The organism is Streptomyces turgidiscabies Car8 (genome assembly GCF_000331005.1).
Taxonomy (GTDB): domain Bacteria; phylum Actinomycetota; class Actinomycetes; order Streptomycetales; family Streptomycetaceae; genus Streptomyces; species Streptomyces turgidiscabies.
Genome location: NZ_AEJB01000016.1, coordinates 1 through 17,105, shown reverse-complemented (window position 1 = coordinate 17,105; position 17,105 = coordinate 1). Strand labels below are relative to the sequence as shown.

Annotated in this window: 17 protein-coding genes and 1 pseudogene; 5 read left to right on the top strand and 13 right to left on the bottom strand. The window is 72.5% G+C overall.

The annotated features are described in order from the left end of the window. Positions 1 to 18: 18 nt before the first annotated feature. Genes STRTUCAR8_RS01000 through STRTUCAR8_RS00990 form a run of 3 tightly spaced genes read left to right on the top strand, consistent with a single transcriptional unit; the run spans position 19 to position 3,257 of the window. Complete coding sequence (locus STRTUCAR8_RS01000; protein ID WP_044471419.1) at positions 19 to 597, top strand: TetR/AcrR family transcriptional regulator; 579 nt, start codon at positions 19 to 21, stop codon at positions 595 to 597. Beyond that, positions 594 to 1,970, top strand: a complete 1,377-nt coding sequence (locus STRTUCAR8_RS00995) for an MFS transporter (RefSeq protein ID WP_006373504.1) — start codon at positions 594 to 596, stop codon at positions 1,968 to 1,970. Before STRTUCAR8_RS01000 ends, STRTUCAR8_RS00995 begins: the two co-directional genes overlap by 4 nt. A gap of 60 nt (positions 1,971 to 2,030) precedes the next feature. Further along, a complete protein-coding gene (locus STRTUCAR8_RS00990) occupies positions 2,031 to 3,257 on the top strand; it encodes a serine hydrolase domain-containing protein (protein WP_006373524.1) in 1,227 nt (408 codons plus the stop codon). A gap of 42 nt (positions 3,258 to 3,299) precedes the next feature. Here STRTUCAR8_RS00990 and STRTUCAR8_RS00985 read toward each other — a convergent pair whose 3' ends face one another. The 6 genes from STRTUCAR8_RS00985 to ribA all read right to left on the bottom strand — a co-directional run bounded on the left by STRTUCAR8_RS00985 (position 3,300) and on the right by ribA (position 8,601). After that, positions 3,300 to 4,505 (bottom strand): saccharopine dehydrogenase family protein, encoded by a 1,206-nt coding sequence (locus STRTUCAR8_RS00985; RefSeq protein WP_006373513.1) that lies wholly within the window; start codon positions 4,503 to 4,505, stop codon positions 3,300 to 3,302. Next, positions 4,502 to 5,572 (bottom strand): saccharopine dehydrogenase, encoded by a 1,071-nt coding sequence (locus STRTUCAR8_RS00980; protein WP_006373520.1) that lies wholly within the window; start codon positions 5,570 to 5,572, stop codon positions 4,502 to 4,504. Before STRTUCAR8_RS00980 ends, STRTUCAR8_RS00985 begins: the two co-directional genes overlap by 4 nt. Then, positions 5,569 to 6,720, bottom strand: a complete 1,152-nt coding sequence (locus tag STRTUCAR8_RS00975) for an NAD(P)/FAD-dependent oxidoreductase (protein ID WP_006373506.1) — start codon at positions 6,718 to 6,720, stop codon at positions 5,569 to 5,571. The genes STRTUCAR8_RS00980 and STRTUCAR8_RS00975 overlap by 4 nt, the downstream gene beginning before the upstream one ends. After that, the gene (locus tag STRTUCAR8_RS52220; protein ID WP_158697375.1) at positions 6,717 to 6,866 is read right to left on the bottom strand and encodes a hypothetical protein; all 150 of its coding nucleotides are present in this window, start codon (positions 6,864 to 6,866) and stop codon (positions 6,717 to 6,719) included. The genes STRTUCAR8_RS00975 and STRTUCAR8_RS52220 overlap by 4 nt, the downstream gene beginning before the upstream one ends. Further along, complete coding sequence (locus STRTUCAR8_RS00970; protein ID WP_006373510.1) at positions 6,863 to 7,843, bottom strand: ornithine cyclodeaminase family protein; 981 nt, start codon at positions 7,841 to 7,843, stop codon at positions 6,863 to 6,865. Before STRTUCAR8_RS00970 ends, STRTUCAR8_RS52220 begins: the two co-directional genes overlap by 4 nt. A 101-nt stretch (positions 7,844 to 7,944) precedes the next feature. Beyond that, positions 7,945 to 8,601, bottom strand: a complete 657-nt coding sequence (gene ribA / locus STRTUCAR8_RS00965) for a GTP cyclohydrolase II (RefSeq protein WP_006373503.1) — start codon at positions 8,599 to 8,601, stop codon at positions 7,945 to 7,947. A 38-nt stretch (positions 8,602 to 8,639) separates the two neighbouring features. Between ribA and STRTUCAR8_RS49105 the strand changes: the two genes are divergently transcribed. Then, positions 8,640 to 9,482, top strand: a complete 843-nt coding sequence (locus STRTUCAR8_RS49105; RefSeq protein ID WP_078507080.1) for a creatininase family protein — start codon at positions 8,640 to 8,642, stop codon at positions 9,480 to 9,482. A gap of 83 nt (positions 9,483 to 9,565) precedes the next feature. Here the strand turns inward: STRTUCAR8_RS49105 and STRTUCAR8_RS53780 are convergent. The 5 genes and pseudogenes from STRTUCAR8_RS53780 to STRTUCAR8_RS00940 all read right to left on the bottom strand — a co-directional run. Continuing rightward, positions 9,566 to 10,627: pseudogene (locus tag STRTUCAR8_RS53780) on the bottom strand (lysylphosphatidylglycerol synthase transmembrane domain-containing protein); the annotation flags it as partial. Beyond that, positions 10,624 to 11,658 carry a hypothetical protein gene (locus STRTUCAR8_RS00955; protein ID WP_006373515.1) on the bottom strand — a complete coding sequence of 345 codons (1,035 nt, stop codon included), beginning with the start codon at positions 11,656 to 11,658 and terminating at the stop codon, positions 10,624 to 10,626. The pseudogene STRTUCAR8_RS53780 and the gene STRTUCAR8_RS00955, both read right to left, overlap by 4 nt. A 253-nt stretch (positions 11,659 to 11,911) precedes the next feature. Then, complete coding sequence (locus STRTUCAR8_RS00950; RefSeq protein ID WP_044471429.1) at positions 11,912 to 13,117, bottom strand: glycosyltransferase family 4 protein; 1,206 nt, start codon at positions 13,115 to 13,117, stop codon at positions 11,912 to 11,914. A gap of 38 nt (positions 13,118 to 13,155) precedes the next feature. After that, positions 13,156 to 13,554 carry a 6-pyruvoyl trahydropterin synthase family protein gene (locus STRTUCAR8_RS00945; protein ID WP_006373493.1) on the bottom strand — a complete coding sequence of 133 codons (399 nt, stop codon included), beginning with the start codon at positions 13,552 to 13,554 and terminating at the stop codon, positions 13,156 to 13,158. Between the two features lie 140 nt (positions 13,555 to 13,694). Beyond that, positions 13,695 to 14,678, bottom strand: coding sequence for a hypothetical protein (locus STRTUCAR8_RS00940; RefSeq protein ID WP_006373529.1), 984 nt, complete (start codon positions 14,676 to 14,678; stop codon positions 13,695 to 13,697). Between the two features lie 107 nt (positions 14,679 to 14,785). Between STRTUCAR8_RS00940 and STRTUCAR8_RS00935 the strand changes: the two genes are divergently transcribed. After that, positions 14,786 to 15,580 (top strand): CDP-alcohol phosphatidyltransferase family protein, encoded by a 795-nt coding sequence (locus tag STRTUCAR8_RS00935; RefSeq protein WP_006373500.1) that lies wholly within the window; start codon positions 14,786 to 14,788, stop codon positions 15,578 to 15,580. Between the two features lie 69 nt (positions 15,581 to 15,649). Here the strand turns inward: STRTUCAR8_RS00935 and STRTUCAR8_RS00930 are convergent, their stop codons facing one another. Next, positions 15,650 to 16,393, bottom strand: coding sequence for a YcnI family copper-binding membrane protein (locus STRTUCAR8_RS00930; protein ID WP_006373485.1), 744 nt, complete (start codon positions 16,391 to 16,393; stop codon positions 15,650 to 15,652). A gap of 50 nt (positions 16,394 to 16,443) precedes the next feature. After that, on the bottom strand, positions 16,444 to 17,105 hold a 662-nt coding region (locus tag STRTUCAR8_RS00925; protein ID WP_006373492.1), incomplete at its 5' end, for a hypothetical protein.

Here is a 17,105-nt window from a genome sequence, read left to right as displayed (position 1 = left end):
TGCTGGTAGACAGTGTCTATGAGTGACTCCCTGCGGACCCGGCTCATCGACGCCGGTGTCGACCTGGTGACCTCGGAAGGTGTCCACGCGCTCAGCCTCCGGGAGATCGCCCGGCGGGCCGGCGTCTCGCACGGCGCCCCGCGCCGGTACTTCCCGACCCATCTGGAGCTGCTGTCCGCCATCGCGCGCCGTGGGTTCACCGAGCTGGCGGCCAGGGGCTCGGCGGCGATCGAGGAGAGCGGGCCGGTTGCGGCGAATCCCCGGGAGCAGCTCTCGACGCTCGGGCGTGTGTACCTCGACTTCGCGCTCGACAACCGGGGCATGCACGAGCTGATGTTCCGTCACGACCTGCTGGAGAGCGGCACGTTGGGGCTGCGCGAGGCCAGTCTGCCCGTCTTCGACCTGCTGGTGGGGCTCGTCGGGCGGGCCCGGCCGGACGCCGACGCCCGGCTCCTCGCCGGGTCGCTGCTGGCGAACCTCTACGGCATCGCCCAGCTCTGGACCTGGGGCAGCCTCCAACTCACCACGGGCGCGGACGACTTCGCCCCTCTGTTGCGTACGGCCCTCGACGCGCACCTCGGGCCGGAGGAGCGGTGAGCGCTCATCGGCGGGTGGCCTTGGCCAGCAGTGTGATCGGGGCGGTGGTCGTCGCTCTCGACGGGACCGTGCTGACCATCGCGCAGCCCACCCTGCAACGGGACCTGCACGCCTCCTTCGCCGAGGTCCAGTGGACGAGCACCGGGTATCTCATCGCGGTGGCCGGTCTGCTCGTGTTCGCCGGGCGGCTCGGCGACCGGTACGGGCACCAACGGCTGTTCGCCATCGGGGTGTTGGGCTTCGGGGCGGCGTCGGCGGGCATCGGGTTCGCGTCCGGGGTGCGGTGGGTGATCGCGCTGCGGGTCGTCCAGGGGGTCTTCGGCGCGCTGCTGCAGCCCGCCACGCTCGGGATGCTGCGGGCCGCGTTCCCACCCGACCGACTGGGGATGCCCATCGCGCTGCGGACCAGTGCGATCGGGCTGGCAGCGGCGGCCGGCCCGCTGGTGGGAGGCGTCCTGGTGACCCAGCTGGGCTGGCGGGCGGTGTTCTTCCTCAATGTCGTACCGGCGCTGGTGCTGGGCGTACTCGCGTCGGTCGTCCGCACTCCCCGTCCGGGTCCGTCGCCCTCATCCGGACCTGCGCGGCTCGACCTCCCCGGTGCCGCGCTGCTCGCGGTGGCCCTCGCCTGTCTCGTGCACACGCTCGTCGGTGTCCCCGAGCACGGCTGGAGTCCGTCAGCCGTCCTCGGGCTGCTCACGGCGGTGGGCGCGGGCCTCGTCCTCGTACGCCACGAACGGCGTACCGCTGACCCGCTGCTGCCGCCCGACGTGCTCGGTTCGACGGTCGTGGGTGCCGCGCTGGGCATTCTCGTGCTCGCGTCGGCTGCGATGTTCGGCACACTCTTCGTATCCAGTTACGTGCTCCAGGGTGAGCTGGGCATGGACCCGTTGCACACCGCTCTGGCCGCGCTGCCGGGCGGGGCCGCGATGGTGCTGGGAGCGCCGTGGGCCGCCGTACTGCTGCGTCGGTACGGGGCTCGGCGGACGACCGCGGCCGGCCTGGTCCTGCTCGCGCTCGGGGTGTCCGTGCTGTTCCGGGCAGCCGGAACTGTGCCGGTCGGCGGTGGATTCCTGCTGCTCGGAGCCGGTTTCGGCACCGTGATGGTGACCGCGACGGCCGTCGTCGTACGGCATGCCCCGGCCGGGTCGGCCGGGGTGGCGGGCGGGTTGCAGCAGACGGCGATGAACGTCGGACCGGTCCTCGGGGTGGCCACGGCGGCGACACTCGCGACCGTCACCGACGGGCTGCGGACCGCGCTGCCCGTGCTCGCGGGTGCGGCCCTCGTGGGTGTGCTGGCCGCGCTGAGGATGCCGGACTCGGGTGAACGGAGGGCGACGCCTGCCGGGTCCCTGCGTCACCATGGGGGGTCGTAGGCCTGAGGTGATCCTTTCGGGGTATGACAGCACGGCACTTCGAACGACCGGAGGGGAACGATGGCACAGCTGCGACAAGAGGTCGAGCCGAGCGAGGCGGGACTGGACGCGAAGGCGCTGGACCGCCTCGACCAGCACTTCGCCCGCGTGGTCGACGAGGGACACCTTCCCGGCTTCCTCGTGTCCGTGGCCCGCGCCGGCCGCGTCGCACACCTCACCACGTACGGCCGGCGCGACATGGCGGCCGGGCTGCCGGTCGAGGCCGACACGTTGTGGCGGATCTACTCCATGAGCAAACCGGTCACCTCGGTGGCCGCGCTGATACTGCTGGAGGAGGGCCGGCTCTCCCTCACCGACCCCGTCTCCCGCTTCCTGCCGGAGTTCGCCGACCCGCAGGTGTACGTGAGCGGTTCCGGGAGCGACCTCTGCACCCGTCCCGCCCAACCCCTTCTGCTCCGGCATCTGTTGACACACACGGCGGGCCTCACCTTCGCCTTCTACCACTCGCACCCCGTCGACGCCCTCTACCGCGCCGCCAACCTGGAGTCGTCGGTGGTGCCGGGCTCGACCCTGGCGGAGACCTGCTCGGTGTACGCGAGTCTGCCGCTCCAGTTCGAGCCGGGTACCCAGTGGAACTACTCGGTCGCCACGAACGTCCTGGGCCGGGTCATCGAGGTGGCGTCCGGGCAGCCGCTGGACGAGTTCGTCGCCGACCGGGTCCTCGGCCCGCTCGGGATGACGGACGCCGGTTTCTGTGTGACCGGTGAACAGGCGGACCGGCTGGCCGAGTTGTACGGGGAGACGGAGGACGGCGGCATCGAGCCGACCCTCGGCCTGCCCCTGAAGGGCCGCCCCCGGTTCCTGTCCGGCAGCGGTGGTCTGGTCGCCACCGCCCACGACTACCACCGGTTCATGGAGATGCTGCGCCGGGGCGGCGAACTCGACGGCGTCCGTGTCCTGTCGGCCGACACCGTGGCCCTGATGACCTCCAACCACCTGCCGGGCGGCGCCGATCTGCGCGCCTTCGGCGCCCGACCGCACGACGAACCCGGCAACGCGGGTGTCGGATTCGGCCTCGGGGTCTCGGTGGTGATCGACCCGGACCGCACCCTGGCCCCGGCCGGCCTCGGCACGTACGGCTGGAGCGGGGTGGCGACGACGACGTTCTGGGTCGACCCGGGCCGTGATCTGACAGTGCAGTTCATGACCCAGGTGCGACACAGGACGAGCCGGCCGTACTGGCAGGACCTCAAGCGTCTGGTGCACGAGGCGGTCGTCACCGGATAGACGACCGCGGACAGTTGCCCACAGGCGGGGAGTGAGCCGCCGTCAGCCGACGGTGAGCCTGAACTCCAGTCCCTCCCCGCCGAGTTCACCCAGCCACTCGTCCGAACGCCGTGCCGTCTCGGCGGCGCGGCTCAGGCCCGGCGGCAGCGAACCGTCGAGGATGTGCCCGACGCCCAGGGCCAGCGTGCGGGAGACACAGCGGGCCATCGCGCTCTCGGCCGCGTCGCCCTCCAGGTCCAGCAGATAGCGGCCGGACCAGCTCCGGCGCCGCCCGGAACCGCCGCCCCCGTCCCCCGCCTTCCCCTCCGCGTGGTCGGCCGCGTCCACCTCCAGGGACACGGCGAGGACCACGCGGTCGCGGTCGGCGTCGGTCGTCGGGTAGCGCGCCGCCAACTCCCTTGCCAGGGCGCCGATCCGCTCGTCGTCGCCGCCCTTCAGCTCCTCGAAGACGCTGTCCCAGGCGGTGAGCCAGCCGTCCAGGCGCAGGGTGCCCCGGACGAAGGCCTGCGCCTTCCAGGCCGCCGGAAGCTCGTACTGTTCGACGAACGGCACGCTGTCCCGGTTCGGGTACACCTCGAAGGTCTCCCCGTCGATCACATGCGGACGCGTGACCTCCCAGGGCCGGTCGGCGACCGTCTCGGCGCCGTCCTCGATATAACGGGCGGGCGAGCGAAGGGCGTTGAGGACTCCGGCGGGCGCCCAGCTGAACCGGTACCTGAAGTCGTTGGGCACCGCGGGGATGCCTCCGCAGTACGACGTGAGGCGGTACGAGGCCGGCGTGCCGGCGCCGATGGCGTGCTCGGCGCGGGTGACCAGGCTGTGCGCGAAGAGGTGGTCGATGCCCGGGTCGAGCCCGCACTCGGTGAGGACGACAAGACCGGCCGCCTCGGCCGCCGGAACCTGTTCGAGTACCGCTTCCGACACATAGCTCGAACACGCGAAGTGGGCGCCGCCCCGCACGCAGGCCGCCAGCAGCGCGGCGTGCTCGGGCGCCGGGAGCATGGAGACGACCACGTCTCCGGCGGTCAGTTCGGAGGTGAGCGCGGCGAGGGTGTAGGCGCGGGGTTCGGCGCGGCCGGTGAGCCCCAGGTGGTCGAGGGCCTCGGCCGCGCGTTCCTCGGTGCGGTGCCACACCCGTACCTGTCGCACGGCGTCGCTGTCGCACAGGGCGGCCAGTCCGCCGCCCGTGGACAGACCCGCGCCGATCCAGTGGACGGTGCCGCTCGCGGGAACAACCTTGTCCGTCATACGCCCGCTCCCCTGTCGTTTGCCGACTCGCCCTTGACCAGGCCGAGTTCACGGCACGTCTCGTCGAACCGTTCCAGACAGCGCCCCCAGGGACCGCCCACCTCGAAGTCGAGCAGCTGGGGCGCCAGGGCGGCCGAGAAGTCCGCGCTGGCCTCGCGGGGCAGCAGGGAGGGCAGGTTGTCGATGGCGATCAGGTCGAGCGGCGGCTCGTCCCGCAGCCTGCGCACCGGTTCGTCCCAGGTGGTGGCGGTGTCGTACACCGGGAGGAGGTTCATGGGCGAGCCGACGTCGACGGTGACGTCGGAGAGGGTACGCAGGCGGCGGCCTGGGCTGTCCAGATCCTCGTCCGTCAGGAACGGCGGCACCGGGCTGGTGGTGAGGACGGTGTTGACCAGCAACTCGTGGGCCAGCAGGGCCGGTCGGTCCAGGTTCCGGGTCTCGGCCAGGTCCCAGCAGGTCGGCTCGACGCCGGCCTCGGCGAGCGCGACACGCGCCCCGCGTCCGCTGCGGCCCAGGGCGCCGATAACCAGCGCACTCAACTCATCCGCACCGGCACGGAGTTCGGCGGCCAACTCCTCCTGGCTGGTCGGTCGCAACGGAGCCGCCAGCCTGCCCCGGTGCTGGAGCACGGCGAGGGCCGCCCCCAGATATCCGGCCCAGTAGCCGAAGGCGGCCAGCCTGCGCCCCTGGTCGTCCGCCAGGTACTCCAGGTCCAACAGCGCCCCGCCCCCGGCGACGAAGCGTTGCAGCAGCTCGGCCGCGCCCGGCTGGCCCTTGTAGGCGTGGCCGAAGAAGATGTGCCGGTGACGCAACTCGCCCGGCTCGTCGGGGAGTTCCTTGAGGCCGACGATCACCGCGTCCGAGGGTGCGGAGACCCAGGACCCGGCGTCGGCGGTGGCGCAGCCGACAGCCTCGTACTCCTCGGCCGGGAAGATCCGCTGCGGTGACTCCTCGACCGTCAGGCGCACCCCCTGCTCGACGAGCCGGCGGGCGTCGGACGGGACGACGGGTGTGCGGCGTTCGGTCGTGCGGGTCTCGTGGCGCAGCCACAAGTGGAGCTCGGTCATACGAGGTTGACCTCCGGGCGCAGGGCATCGGCCGCGAAACGGCCGGCGTTCAAGGGGCTGATGTCGACGAAGGGTACGCGGCCGAGGAAGAGGTCACGGACCACCTCGCCGACCGCCGGCCCCTGGAGGAAACCGTGGCCGGAGAACCCGGTCGCGTAGAGGAACCGGGAGGGTGAACTCGCCTCACCAATAAGGGCGTTGTGGTCCGGCGTGATCTCGTACAGGCCCGCCCAGCCGCCCGTGCGGCGCAGGTCGAGCAGGGCGGGCGCCCGGTGTTCCATCGCCTCGTACAGGCGCGGGATCCAGCGGTCGTGGGTGTCGGTGGCGAAGCCGGTCGTCTCGTCGGGGTCGGACATGCCGAGGAGCAGGCCGGGTCCCTCGCTGTGGAAGTAGAGGCTGCTGCTGAAGTCGATGGTCATGGGGAGCGTGGGCGGCAGTCCGGGGACCGGTTCGGTGACCGCGATCTGGCGCCGCAGGGGGTCGACGGGCAGGTCGACACCCGCCATCGTGCCGACCGCCCTCGACCAGGCGCCGGCCGCGCAGATCACGGTCTCGGTGGCGATCCTGCCCTTGTCCGTGACCACGGCCGTGAGGGTGTCGCCGTCACGTTCGATGCCGGTGACCTCGGTGTGGCACAGGACGGTCGCTCCGTGGCGGCGGGCAGCGGCGGCGTAGCCGTGGACCACCGCCTCCGGCGTGCAGTGGCCGTCGTCGGGCGAGTAGGCCGCCGCCAGCAGGCCGTCGGTGGTGATGAGCGGCGACAGCCGCTGCGCCTCGGCGGGGGTGAGCATCCGGCTGGGCACGCCCAGGCCGTTCTGCAGCGCGACCCCCGCCTCGAAGGACGCGACGTCCTCCGGTGTGGAGAGGAGGAACAGATAGCCGACCCGGTGCAGTCCGATGTCGTGCCCGGTCTCCTCCCCGAACCGTCCGAACGCCTCCAGGCTGCGCGCCCCGAGCTGGATGTTGAGCTCGTCGGAGAACTGCGCCCGGACCCCGCCCGCGGCGCGCGAGGTGGACCCGGAAGCCAGCTCGTCACGCTCGACGAGAACGACGTCCCGTACGCCCGCCCGGGCCAGGTGGTAGGCGATGCTCGTACCCATCACCCCACCGCCGATCACGACCACTTCGGCCCGCTCCGGGGCGCTCATCGCCCCTCTCCCCGTGCCGCGTGGACACTGCTGTGGCAGCCGATGCCGTCGGGGCCGGTACGGACGCCCGCGCCGGTCTCCCCGACGCCGATGACGTCCACATCCACATCACCATCCACAGCCACATCCGCCGATGTCACGCTCAACGCCCCGCTCCCCTCGCCGCGTGAATGACGGCCCAGGCGGCCGCCGCGTCCTGTACGCCCAGGCCGACGCTGTTGTAGAAGACGATGTCGTCGGGGCCGGTGCGGGCGGTCCGTGCACCCGTGAGGACCTCCCCGAGCCCGATCAGGTCCTCGCGGGCCAGCAGGCGGTCCCGGAGCGCGTCGACCACCGGCCCGGCGTGTTCCGCCGCGGTCGCCGGGTCGTCGACGACGACGGCCGCAGCCCGCCGGACGACCCCCGCGTCGACCTCACTGCGGCTCGGCTCGAACGAGCCCACGCTGACCACCGTGCACCCGGGCGCGAGCCACGCGCCGCGCACGACGGGGGTGGCGCTGAGGGTGCAGGCCGCGACCAGGGACGCCCCGGTCACCGCGTCCCGGGGTGTGCCGGTCGCCTCGGCGGCGACGCCGAGTTCGGCCGCGAGCAGCTCCGCCGCCCGCGCGCGCCGCTCCGGGTCCGGGCTCCACACCCGTACGGCTTTCAGGTCCCGTACCCGGGAGACGGCCCGGGCGTGGGCGAGTGCCTGGGTGCCCGAGCCGATGAGGGCCAGTTCGGCGCTGTCGGCGGTGGACAGCGCGTCGAAGGCCACGGCGCTGGCGGCGGCCGTACGCAGGGTCGTGACGGCCGTGCCGTCCATGACAGCGGCGAGTTCGCCCGTCACCGGGTCGAGGGCGGTGATGACGGCGTGCACGGTCGGCAGGCCGGCCGCCGCGTTGCCGGGATTGACACTGCCGAACTTCGCCACGGCGCCGGTGTCCCGGGACAGCCGGGAGACGTACGCGAAGACCACACTGTCGTCGAAGCGGCTGGGATGCATGATCTTCCCGGGCAGATCGGGCTGCCGTGCGCCACCCGCGCCCAGCGCGCCGAACGCCGCGCGCTGCGAGGCGATCGCCGTGTCGGCGTCGAGGAGGGCCGTCACCCGGTCCCGGGAGAGGAAGAGGACGTCGTCGGTCATTCCCTCTTCCTTTCCGGAATCGGGGCTTCTGGCACCCCCCGCGCGCATACGAATGACGCGCGCCCCCTGATCGGGGCTCCCGGTCGGCTCTCCCGGTCAGGTCAGGACCAGTGCGCCACCGCGTCCAGGTGCGGCAGGACGTGGTCGAGACGCTCGCGCTTGGTCCGCAGGTAGGTGATGTTGTTCTCGCACGGCGGGATCAGCAGCGGTACGTCTTCGGCGATCTTGATGCCGTGGCGGACCAACGCCTCGCGCTTGCGCGGGTTGTTGGACATCAGGCGCACCGAACGGACCCCGAGGTCGTGGAGGATCTCCGCCGCGACGCCGTAGTCACGGGAGTCCACCGGCAGTCCCTGCGCGAGGTTCGCCTCGACGGTGTCCAGGCCCTCCGACTGCAGCTGCATCGCGCGCAGCTTGGCGAGCAGACCGATACCCCGGCCCTCGTGCCCTCTGAGGTAGACGAGAATGCCGCTTCCCTCGGCGACTATCGCGCGCAGCGCCGAGTCGAGCTGGTCCCCGCATTCGCAGTGCTGGGAGCCGAAGGCGTCACCGGTCAGGCATTCGGAATGCAGCCTGGTGAGAACGTCGTCCTCGGCTATCTCGCCGTAGACCAGCGCCACTTGCTCGTCACCGCGATCGTGGTCCATGTATCCGACCGCCTGGAAATCGCCGTACACGGTGGGCAACGGCGCATTCACCACGCGTTCCACTCCCGAGGCCTGGGAGGCTTTGCCGAGTACGCCAAGTTTTTCTGTCATGATCTGGTTCCTAAGCAGAGACGAAAGGCCGGGAGAACATGGATGAATCGGGAATACGGTCGACGGCGTCCGTAGCGTTGCCGACCGGCGGCCTGTTGCCGGTGGACACTACGGAAGACGTACGGACACGAGCCGCCGGCGTCTCAACGCAGGTCGCCGTTCTTCCGGTCGGGAGCTTCGAACAGCATGGCCCCTTCCTTCCGTTGACGACCGACACCCTGGTCGCCTGTGCCATTGCCCGGGAGATCGCATCCGCATACCCGGTGCACCTCCTTCCTCCGGTGACCATCGCCTGCTCGCACGAACACGCCAAGTGGCCGGGAACCGTCAGCATCTCCTCCGTGACCCTTCACGCGGTAGTACGGGACATCGCCGATTCGCTGCGCCGCTCGGGCGTCGAAGCCCTGGTGGTCGTCAACGGACACGGCGGAAACTACGTACTGGGCAACGTCGTTCAGGAATCCTCCGCGCGAGGTGAGCGGATGGCGCTGTTCCCGGCCGGGGAGGACTGGGAGACGGCGCGCGAGCGGGCCGGAGTGGTGACCTCGCTGCTCACGGACATGCACGCGGGGGAAATCGAGACCTCCGTCCTTCTGCACGCTCATCCCGAATTGCTCCGTCCCGGTTATGAAACCTCTGACTTCGTCGCCGACGACCGCCGGCATCTCCTCACCCTCGGCATGGCCGGTTACACCGATTCCGGTGTCATCGGACGCCCTTCACTGGGTTCCGCCGAAAAGGGGAAGGCGTTGCTGGCGAGCTTCGCCGAGTCCTTCGGGGCGTATTTCTCGATGCTCACCGATGCAGATGCAGGTGCCGGTGCGGGTGCTGATGCCGCCGGTTCCGCGGACTCGGCGGGCTCGGCCGGCGACCAGAAGTAGCGGACGACCAGGACGACCGCGCCGGGCAGGGCGGCCACGAAGCTCAGCACGCCGTACACGACAGCGACGCTCAGCCCCATGCTTGCGCCCAGCCCCGCCGCCCCGAACGCCCAGGCGGTGACGCCCTCGCGGGGTCCCCAGCCGCCGACGTTCAGCGGCAGGCCCATCGCCAGCAGCGCCAGTACGGCGATCGGCAGCAACTCGGCGACAGAGGCCGAGGATCCGGCGACCCGGGCGGCGACCACGAACATCCCGAGGTGTCCGGAGAGGACGATCAGGGAGGAGAGCGCCACGCCCGGCAGGTTCTCGCGGGAGAACAGGGCGCCGCGGGCCTCGGTGAGCACGGCTCGCAGGGCTCGGGCCCTGCGGGCGGCGGCGCTCGGGGCGCGGTTCATCCGGACGGCGACAAGGACGGCGACGGCGCCCGCGGCGGCGAAGGCCGCCATCAGGGCGATCCGGCGGGCCTCGGCGAGCACCGGGGACGGCAGCGTGAGCAGCACCGCTCCGCCGACGGTGATCAGGGCGATCTGTCCGGCGACGCGTTCCAGGACGACCGCACGGACCCCGCGCTTGACGTCACCGGTGCTCTGCCCGTGCCGTACCGCGCGGTGCACGTCACCGAGGACGCCGCCGGGGAGGGCCGCGTTCAGGAACAGTGAGCGGTAGTAGTCGGCGATCGCGGGCACAAGGGGCAGCCTGAGCTGCAGGCGCCGGGCGACCAGTGCCCAGCGCCAGGCGCTGAACCCTGTGGTGAGCAGCCCGATTCCGAGGCCCACCAGCAGTGTTGTCGCGTCGATGCGCCGGAGCCCGTCGAGGAAGACACCGGTGCCGAGGCGCCAGAGCAGCACGCCGAGAATCGTCACTCCGGCGAGGGTGCCGAGGTGCGGGCGCAGGGCACGCGTCGCGCGGCGCAGCCGGCTCGGGGTGGCGGCCCGCGGGGCGGTGTCCCGGGGCCCGACGAAGCCGATGACCCCGGCGCGGCCCGCTGCGGCGGAGCGCGCCCGGGCGGGCGCGGATCGTTCGACGCGGGACGGCGGCAGCCGGTCGAGCCCCGTGGCGGAGCCGCTGACCGACACGGTCCCGTGCCCGACGTCACCGAGGCCGCTGAGCACGACCTCCGCCGCGTCCACCGTCTGGACGGTCATGACGTCGTCCCGCCCGTCGGCCTGGCCAGGGCCAGGAGGTCGCTGTGATGGACCTCGACCCGCAGTTCGCCGGCCGCGCAGGCCTCCAGGCGCTCGGCGAGGTACTTGTCGGCGCGGTCCCGCAGCGCCGGGCGTTCCTCCACCGCTGCCGCGACCCAGCCGCGCAGCCACTCGGCGGTGAGGGGGGCCTCCACGGGGCCGAGGTGCCAGGCACTGGGGTGGACGCGGACCGTGGCGCCCCGCTGGTCGAAGGCCTCGCAGGCCGCCGTGACCGCGTCGGGGCCGAGCATTCCCGAGCGCCGCTGGTGGGCGTTGAACGCGTCGGCGAGGTCCCCGTCCAGCGGGTCGGGGGTGGCGAACTGGACGCGGCCGGCCACGGACAGGGTCAGCAGGGCCGGGCAGCCGGCGCCCGCGCAGGCGGTGGCGAGGGCGTCGACCTCCTCACGGGTGAGGACGTCCAGCAGGGCGGAGGCGGTGACCAGGGAGGCGCCGGACAGCGCGTCGGAGGTCAGCCGGGCGACGTCGCCGCGCCGCGTCTCGACCGTCACGCGGCTGCCGTCGGCGGCGGCGCGCGGCGAGGCCACGGCGGCGAAGTGCAGCAGGTAGGGGTCGCGGTCGTGCAGGACCCAGTGCTGGGCGCCGTCGAGCCGGGGCGCGAGCCAGCGGCCCATGGAGCCGGTGCCGCAGCCCAGGTCGTGGATGACGAGCCCGCCCGGCTTTCCCGGCAGGTTGGCCAGCCGGATGCGCAGCGGGTCGAGCAGTTCGACGGCGCGTGCGGCGGCGTCGGGGCCCTCGCGCAGCTCCAGCCAGTCGGGCGCGTACCGGGGCGGGTCGTCGGGACCGGCCTCGCGCAGCCGGATCGTGCCCCGCTCCCCCGGGCCCACCGGCCCGGCGCCGGCCTTCACGTCCCGGTGCGTCGGCTGGGCCGGAATCCCGGCGGCGTGCTCGGCGTTCGCGTCCACCGGAGTCACCGGTCCTCGTCGCTGGATCTCGGACGCCGCCGAAGTCGTGATGGTCGTCGTCTTCTTCATGCCGCGCTCCTTGCGTCCCGGGAGGTTCGCCCCGGCGTTCCCACGAGACTCCGCAGCGCGGCCGCCCGACGGCCGGGCTCCGATCCGGCCCGAGCCGGGGACGTCGTCGCCTTGTCCGTGCCGTCGTCCACACCGTCCTTCGGGGTTCCGGAGGGTATCCGCCCCCGTACCCCGACGGCACCGCGCAGCGCGGCCACCCGAAGTCCCCGGGCGGAGACCGACCCGGCCGAAGCCGCGTTCGTGCTCGCCGTCCTCATGCCACCCTCCGGGGTTCCCAGGGGATCCGGCCCAGGACTCCGGCCAGGCTCCGTGCCGTGGCCGCCCAGCCGTCCAGGGCTGCCCGGCGGCCCCGGGCCGCCGCCTTGAGGCGTCGGCGGACGTCCGCCTCGCCGAACCAGCCGCGCAGTTCGGCCGCGAGCGCCGCCGGGTTCTCCGGCGGTACGAGGATGCCGGGGACCCCGCCGTCGGGCGCGCGCCCGACCGCCTCGGGCAGGCCGCCGACGTCCGTGGCCAGGACGGGGATGCCGCGTGCGAGGGCCTCGGTGACCGCCATGCCGTACGTCTCCGCGTAGGAGGTGAGGACCATCAGGTCGGCGGCGGCGTAGCTGGCGTCGAGCTGGGCGCCCACCTGCGGGCCGGCCAGGTGCAGCCGGTCCTCCAGGCCGTGCCGCGCGATCAGGGCGCGCAGGTCGGCGACGTACTCGGGATCCTGTTCGAGCCCGCCGACGCAGACGCAGCTCCACGGCAGGTCGGTCACCGCGGCCAGCGCCTCCACCAGCCGGTGCTGACCCTTGCGGGGGGTCACGGCGGCCACGCAGAGGAGGCGGGAGACGCCGTCGGTACCGGAGGCGAGGGGGGCGATGTCGGCGCCGGGGGCCGCCATGTGCACGCGGTCCGGGGCGAGTCCGTGGTGGGAGACGAGGCGCCGTACGGCCCAGTCACTGGTCGCGATCACCGACGGCACCGCCCTCAGGGTGGTCCGCTCCAGGGCGTCCAGCTCCGCCGCGACGACCGGGTCGAGGCCGGTCTCGTCGCCCAGCGGGAGGTGCACCAGCACGGCGAGGCGCAGGCGTTCGGCCTCGGGGACGATGATCTCGGGGACCCCGCAGGCCACCAGGCCGTCCAGCATGACGACCGTGCCGTCCGGCAGCTCGCGCAGCGTCCGCGTCAGTTCCGCGCGGGCGTCGGCGCCGGGCCGGGGCCAGTCACCCGCGACGGCGTGCTTGTGGACCTGCCAGCCGAAGCCGGGCAGGTCGAGGCTGATCCGCCGGTCGTAGGCGTTGCCGCCGCTCGGCCTGGCCGGGTCGTCGACGCCGCCAGGCATCACGAAGTGCACGGAGCGCAGGGACATGGGGATGATCGCCGCGTTCTTGAGGGCCGCGTTCTGCACGGGCACGTAGTCGAGCGTGGTCACGTGAGCCTGTACCTGTACCTGCGCCGGGGCGGCCGAAGGGGCCACCGGGGAAAGGGGAACCGGACGGTCGATGGTCGTGTCGGTCACAGGGCACGCTCGTAGCTCGCCCAGGCGACGTGCGACTCGTGCAGGGTGACCGTGAGGCCCGCCAGACCTCGGGCTCCCTCACCCAGGGCGCCCTTCTCGATCCGCGCGGCGAGCCGGTCGGCGATGATCTTGGCCAGGAACTCCGTGGAGGTGTTGATGCCCGCGAAGTCCGGCTCGTTGTCGAGGTTGCGGTAGTTCAACTCGCTCACCACGGCGCCGAGCTCCTGGGTGGCCAGACCGATGTCGACGACGATGTTGTCGTCGTCCAGCTGTTCGCGGCGGAACGTGGCGTCGACGAGGAACGTCGCTCCGTGCAGACGCTGCGCGGGCCCGAAGACCTCGCCGCTGAAGCTGTGGGCGATCATGATGTGATCGCGAACGGTGATGCTGAACAACGGACGACCCTCCAGGTGCGGCGCGTCTTGCCCCGTGCTGATCGCTGCCGGGGCATGCCGACTAGTACGGCTACCCACGGCGGCTTGTTCAACGACTTGTTCATGTGCCCGATCCTCTTTTCGGAGACCGGGCACATTCGTCACCCCGCGTCCGGATAGCGGACGCGGTGGCAGAGCGCCGGCGTCTCGCCCGAGGCGAGTTTCGGCAGCACGTCCGGGAGCTCCTCGAAGGCGCACTCACCGGTGACGAGCGCGTCGAGCGCCGGGTCGGCCAGCAGGTCGAGGGCCAGGGCGAGCCGGTCGGCGTAGGAGCGGCCGGGCCGCGCGGCCGGGGACACCGTCCCCACCTGGCTGCTGCGGACGGTGAGCCGCCGGGAGTGGAACGCCTCACCCAGCGGCAGACTGACGCGCCGGTCGCCGTACCAGCTCAGCTCGACGACCGTGCCCTCGGCGGCGAGGAGTTCGAGCGAGCGGGCCAGTCCCGCCTCCGTGGCACTGGCGTGGACGACCAGGTCGCACTCCCCCAGCGCGTCCCCAGGAAGCGCGAAGTCGACGCCGAGCGCCTCCGCGGTCTTCGCCCGCCCGGGATCGGCGTCCACCAACTGGACGCGCACACCGGGGAACCGGGCGATCAGGGCGGCCACCGAGCAGCCGACCATCCCGCCGCCGACCACCGCGATCCGGTCGCCGGCCAGCGGCGCCGCGTCCCACAGGGCGTTCACGGCGGTCTCCACCGTCCCGGCGAGCACCGCGCGTTCGGCGGGCACCGAGTCCGGCACCGGCGTCACCGCGTCCACCGGGACGACGTACCGCGTCTGGTGCGGGTAGAGGCAGAAGACCGTACGGCCGACCAGCGCCTCCGGGCCCTCCTCCACCACGCCGACGTTGAGGTAGCCGTACTTGACCGGACCGGGGAAGTCGCCCTCCTGGAACGGCGCCCGCATGGCCGCGTACTGGCTGACCGGGACCCCTCCCCGGAAGACGAGCGTCTCCGTGCCCCGGCTCACCCCGGACCACAGGGTGCGGACCAGTACCTCGCCCTCGCCGGGCGCCGGCAGCTCGACGTCACGGATCTCTCCGTGGTCCGGCGAAGCGAGCCAGAACGCTCGTGCGGCGAGCTTCATCGGAGTTCCTCCTGAACGCTTGGGAAGTTGTTCACGTACTGCGATGTGCACAGTCCGCGCACAGTACGCGGCATGATCCACTCTGTACATACGGCGGAGGACTCGCGGTGGCCCTGAACAACACGTACGAAGCGAGGCTGGTTCAGCAGGAGACCGCGCTGGGGGCGGGCCTGCAGGTCCTGTTGCTGGCCCTGATCGGCTCCGCGATCGGTCTGGGCCCGGCGGGCTGGCTGACGGGGCTGGCGTTCGCGATCGCGACCTGGGCCGTACTGTCCCGCGCGCTGCACCGGTCCGGGTCGAAGTCGTTCGGCCCGGCCAACCGGGTCACTCTCGGCCGGGCGACGCTGGTCGGCGGGGTGACGGCCCTGGTCGCCGACTCCTTCGTGAGCTCGCCGCCCGTCACGCTGTTCGTCGGCCTGACGGCCGTGGCCCTGCTCCTCGACGGCGTGGACGGCAAGGTCGCCCGGCGCACGGGCACCTGCTCGACACTGGGGGCGCGTTTCGACATGGAGGTCGACGCGTTCCTCATCCTGGTGCTCAGCGTGTACGTGTCGATGTCGCTGGGCCCGTGGGTCCTGCTGATCGGCGGCATGCGCTACGCCTTCGTCGCCGCCGCCCGCGTTCTGCCGTGGCTGAACGCCCCGCTCCCCCCGAGCACCGCCCGCAAGACCGTGGCCGCCCTCCAGGGCATCCTGCTGCTGCTCGGCGCCTCCGGCTACCTGCCCCACACGGCGACGCAGGCCGTGGTCGCGCTGGCCCTGGGGACGCTGGTCTGGTCGTTCGGCCGGGACATCCTGTGGCTGTACCGCACGTCCCGGCCCCGTACGACGGCGCCCGTCGCGTCGATCACCTCGGTCGAGCGCCAGCTGCGAACCCTGGTCCCCGAGTCCCTGTCCCGCTGAGCTGCGGCCCGCCCGGCGTGGCGCGGACCGCGGCTCACGGCGACTGCCGTGCTTCCTCCGGCTGCTGTGCTACGAACGTGAGGTGCGGGTCCTGACCAGCGTGAACGCCGCCGCGGCCAGGCCCAGTACGCCCACGATCAGCCCGGCGGTCCCCAGCCCGCGAGCCGTCGAGTCACTGGCCGACACGGAGTCCGTAGCGGCTTCGCTCTTCGGGGAGGCAGCTGCGGGAGCCGCCGCCGAGGGACTCGCGGCAGCGCCATCCTCCGCCGCTGCCGCCGTCAGCTTCAGCGTCGGTGCCGGGTTCTCCGGCTCGTCCTGCCCCGCCTCAGCCGTCTCGATCCAGCGGACGACGTTGCCGTCGGAGTACGTCTGCAGGGTCTTGAAGGCCAGCTGGTCGGTGTCGTCGGGGAGTTGACCGAACGCGACGTCGAAGTCCTCGTACTCCCCCTGCCGGATCCGGCCGCCTGACCAGGTGATCTCCGAGACGGCGTCGGTGATCGTCCCGTCGTCCGTCTTGATCGCCGTCTTCAGCTTGGTGGTCGTCACCTTCGCCGTCCAGCCCGCCTCCGGGGTGACGAGCACGCCGAGGACGGGGTGGTCGGTGGGCAGGAAGACCTGGACCTTCGTGGTGCTCGCGGTGTCCTCCTCGTTGGGGACCCGGAAGCTCAGGACGCCGTCCGTGGCGCCCTTCGCGTAGCTCTCGGGGTGCACGGTGACGTGCGCGAAGGCGGAACCCGCCGCGGCGAGGACTCCGGCGGCGGTGAGACCGGTGACGACGCCGGCGCGGCGCAGGGTGATGCGTGTCGGGAACATGGCGGAACTCCGTACTGGTGACTGGTACTGGTGGTGGCTGTCGAGGAACTTCAGGGCGTGTACGGAATCCCTGTCGGCGGTCCTCGACCGCTCACCGCGTACCGCAGGAGAAGCCGGCCCGGCCGGACGTCCGGCGACGACATGCGCCCCGGGGCCGAACGGGGCACTCCGAGCGGCGCGTCCCGCCACCAGGCGGCGAGGCCCGGCACGAGGGCGACCGCCCAGCGCAGCAGCGACCACAGCGCGGCCTCACCCCGCCGCAGACACCAGGAGGCGACCAGTGCGGCCACGACGTGCGCGGGGATCGCGTGGCCGCTCATGGCGTTCATCGTGGTCGTGGTGCCCAGATGGGCGTGGGGCATCCGCATGCCGTGCATGCCCTGCGTCCCTGGGTGATGCGCGTGTGACATCGCGCGCACCCGCACCGCCCCGAACGCGCCGAACGCGGTGTGCAGCCCCGCCTGGGTGACGAGCATCAGGGCGCCGATCCCCGGCAGCGACCGCTCCCGGCCGCCGAGCAGCCACCCGGCGACGAACACGGCCGCGAGCCCGGCACCCGCCACCCCGGCCGACGGCGTACCGCCGGTCGCGAGTCCGTGCGCGGCGGCGGCCAGCAGCACACACACCGCGGCGAACATCACCGCGCGCAGACTCCGTACCGCCGGGGAAGCGCTCATCGTGCCGGGATCCTCCCACGGCCGGCCCCCGGCGC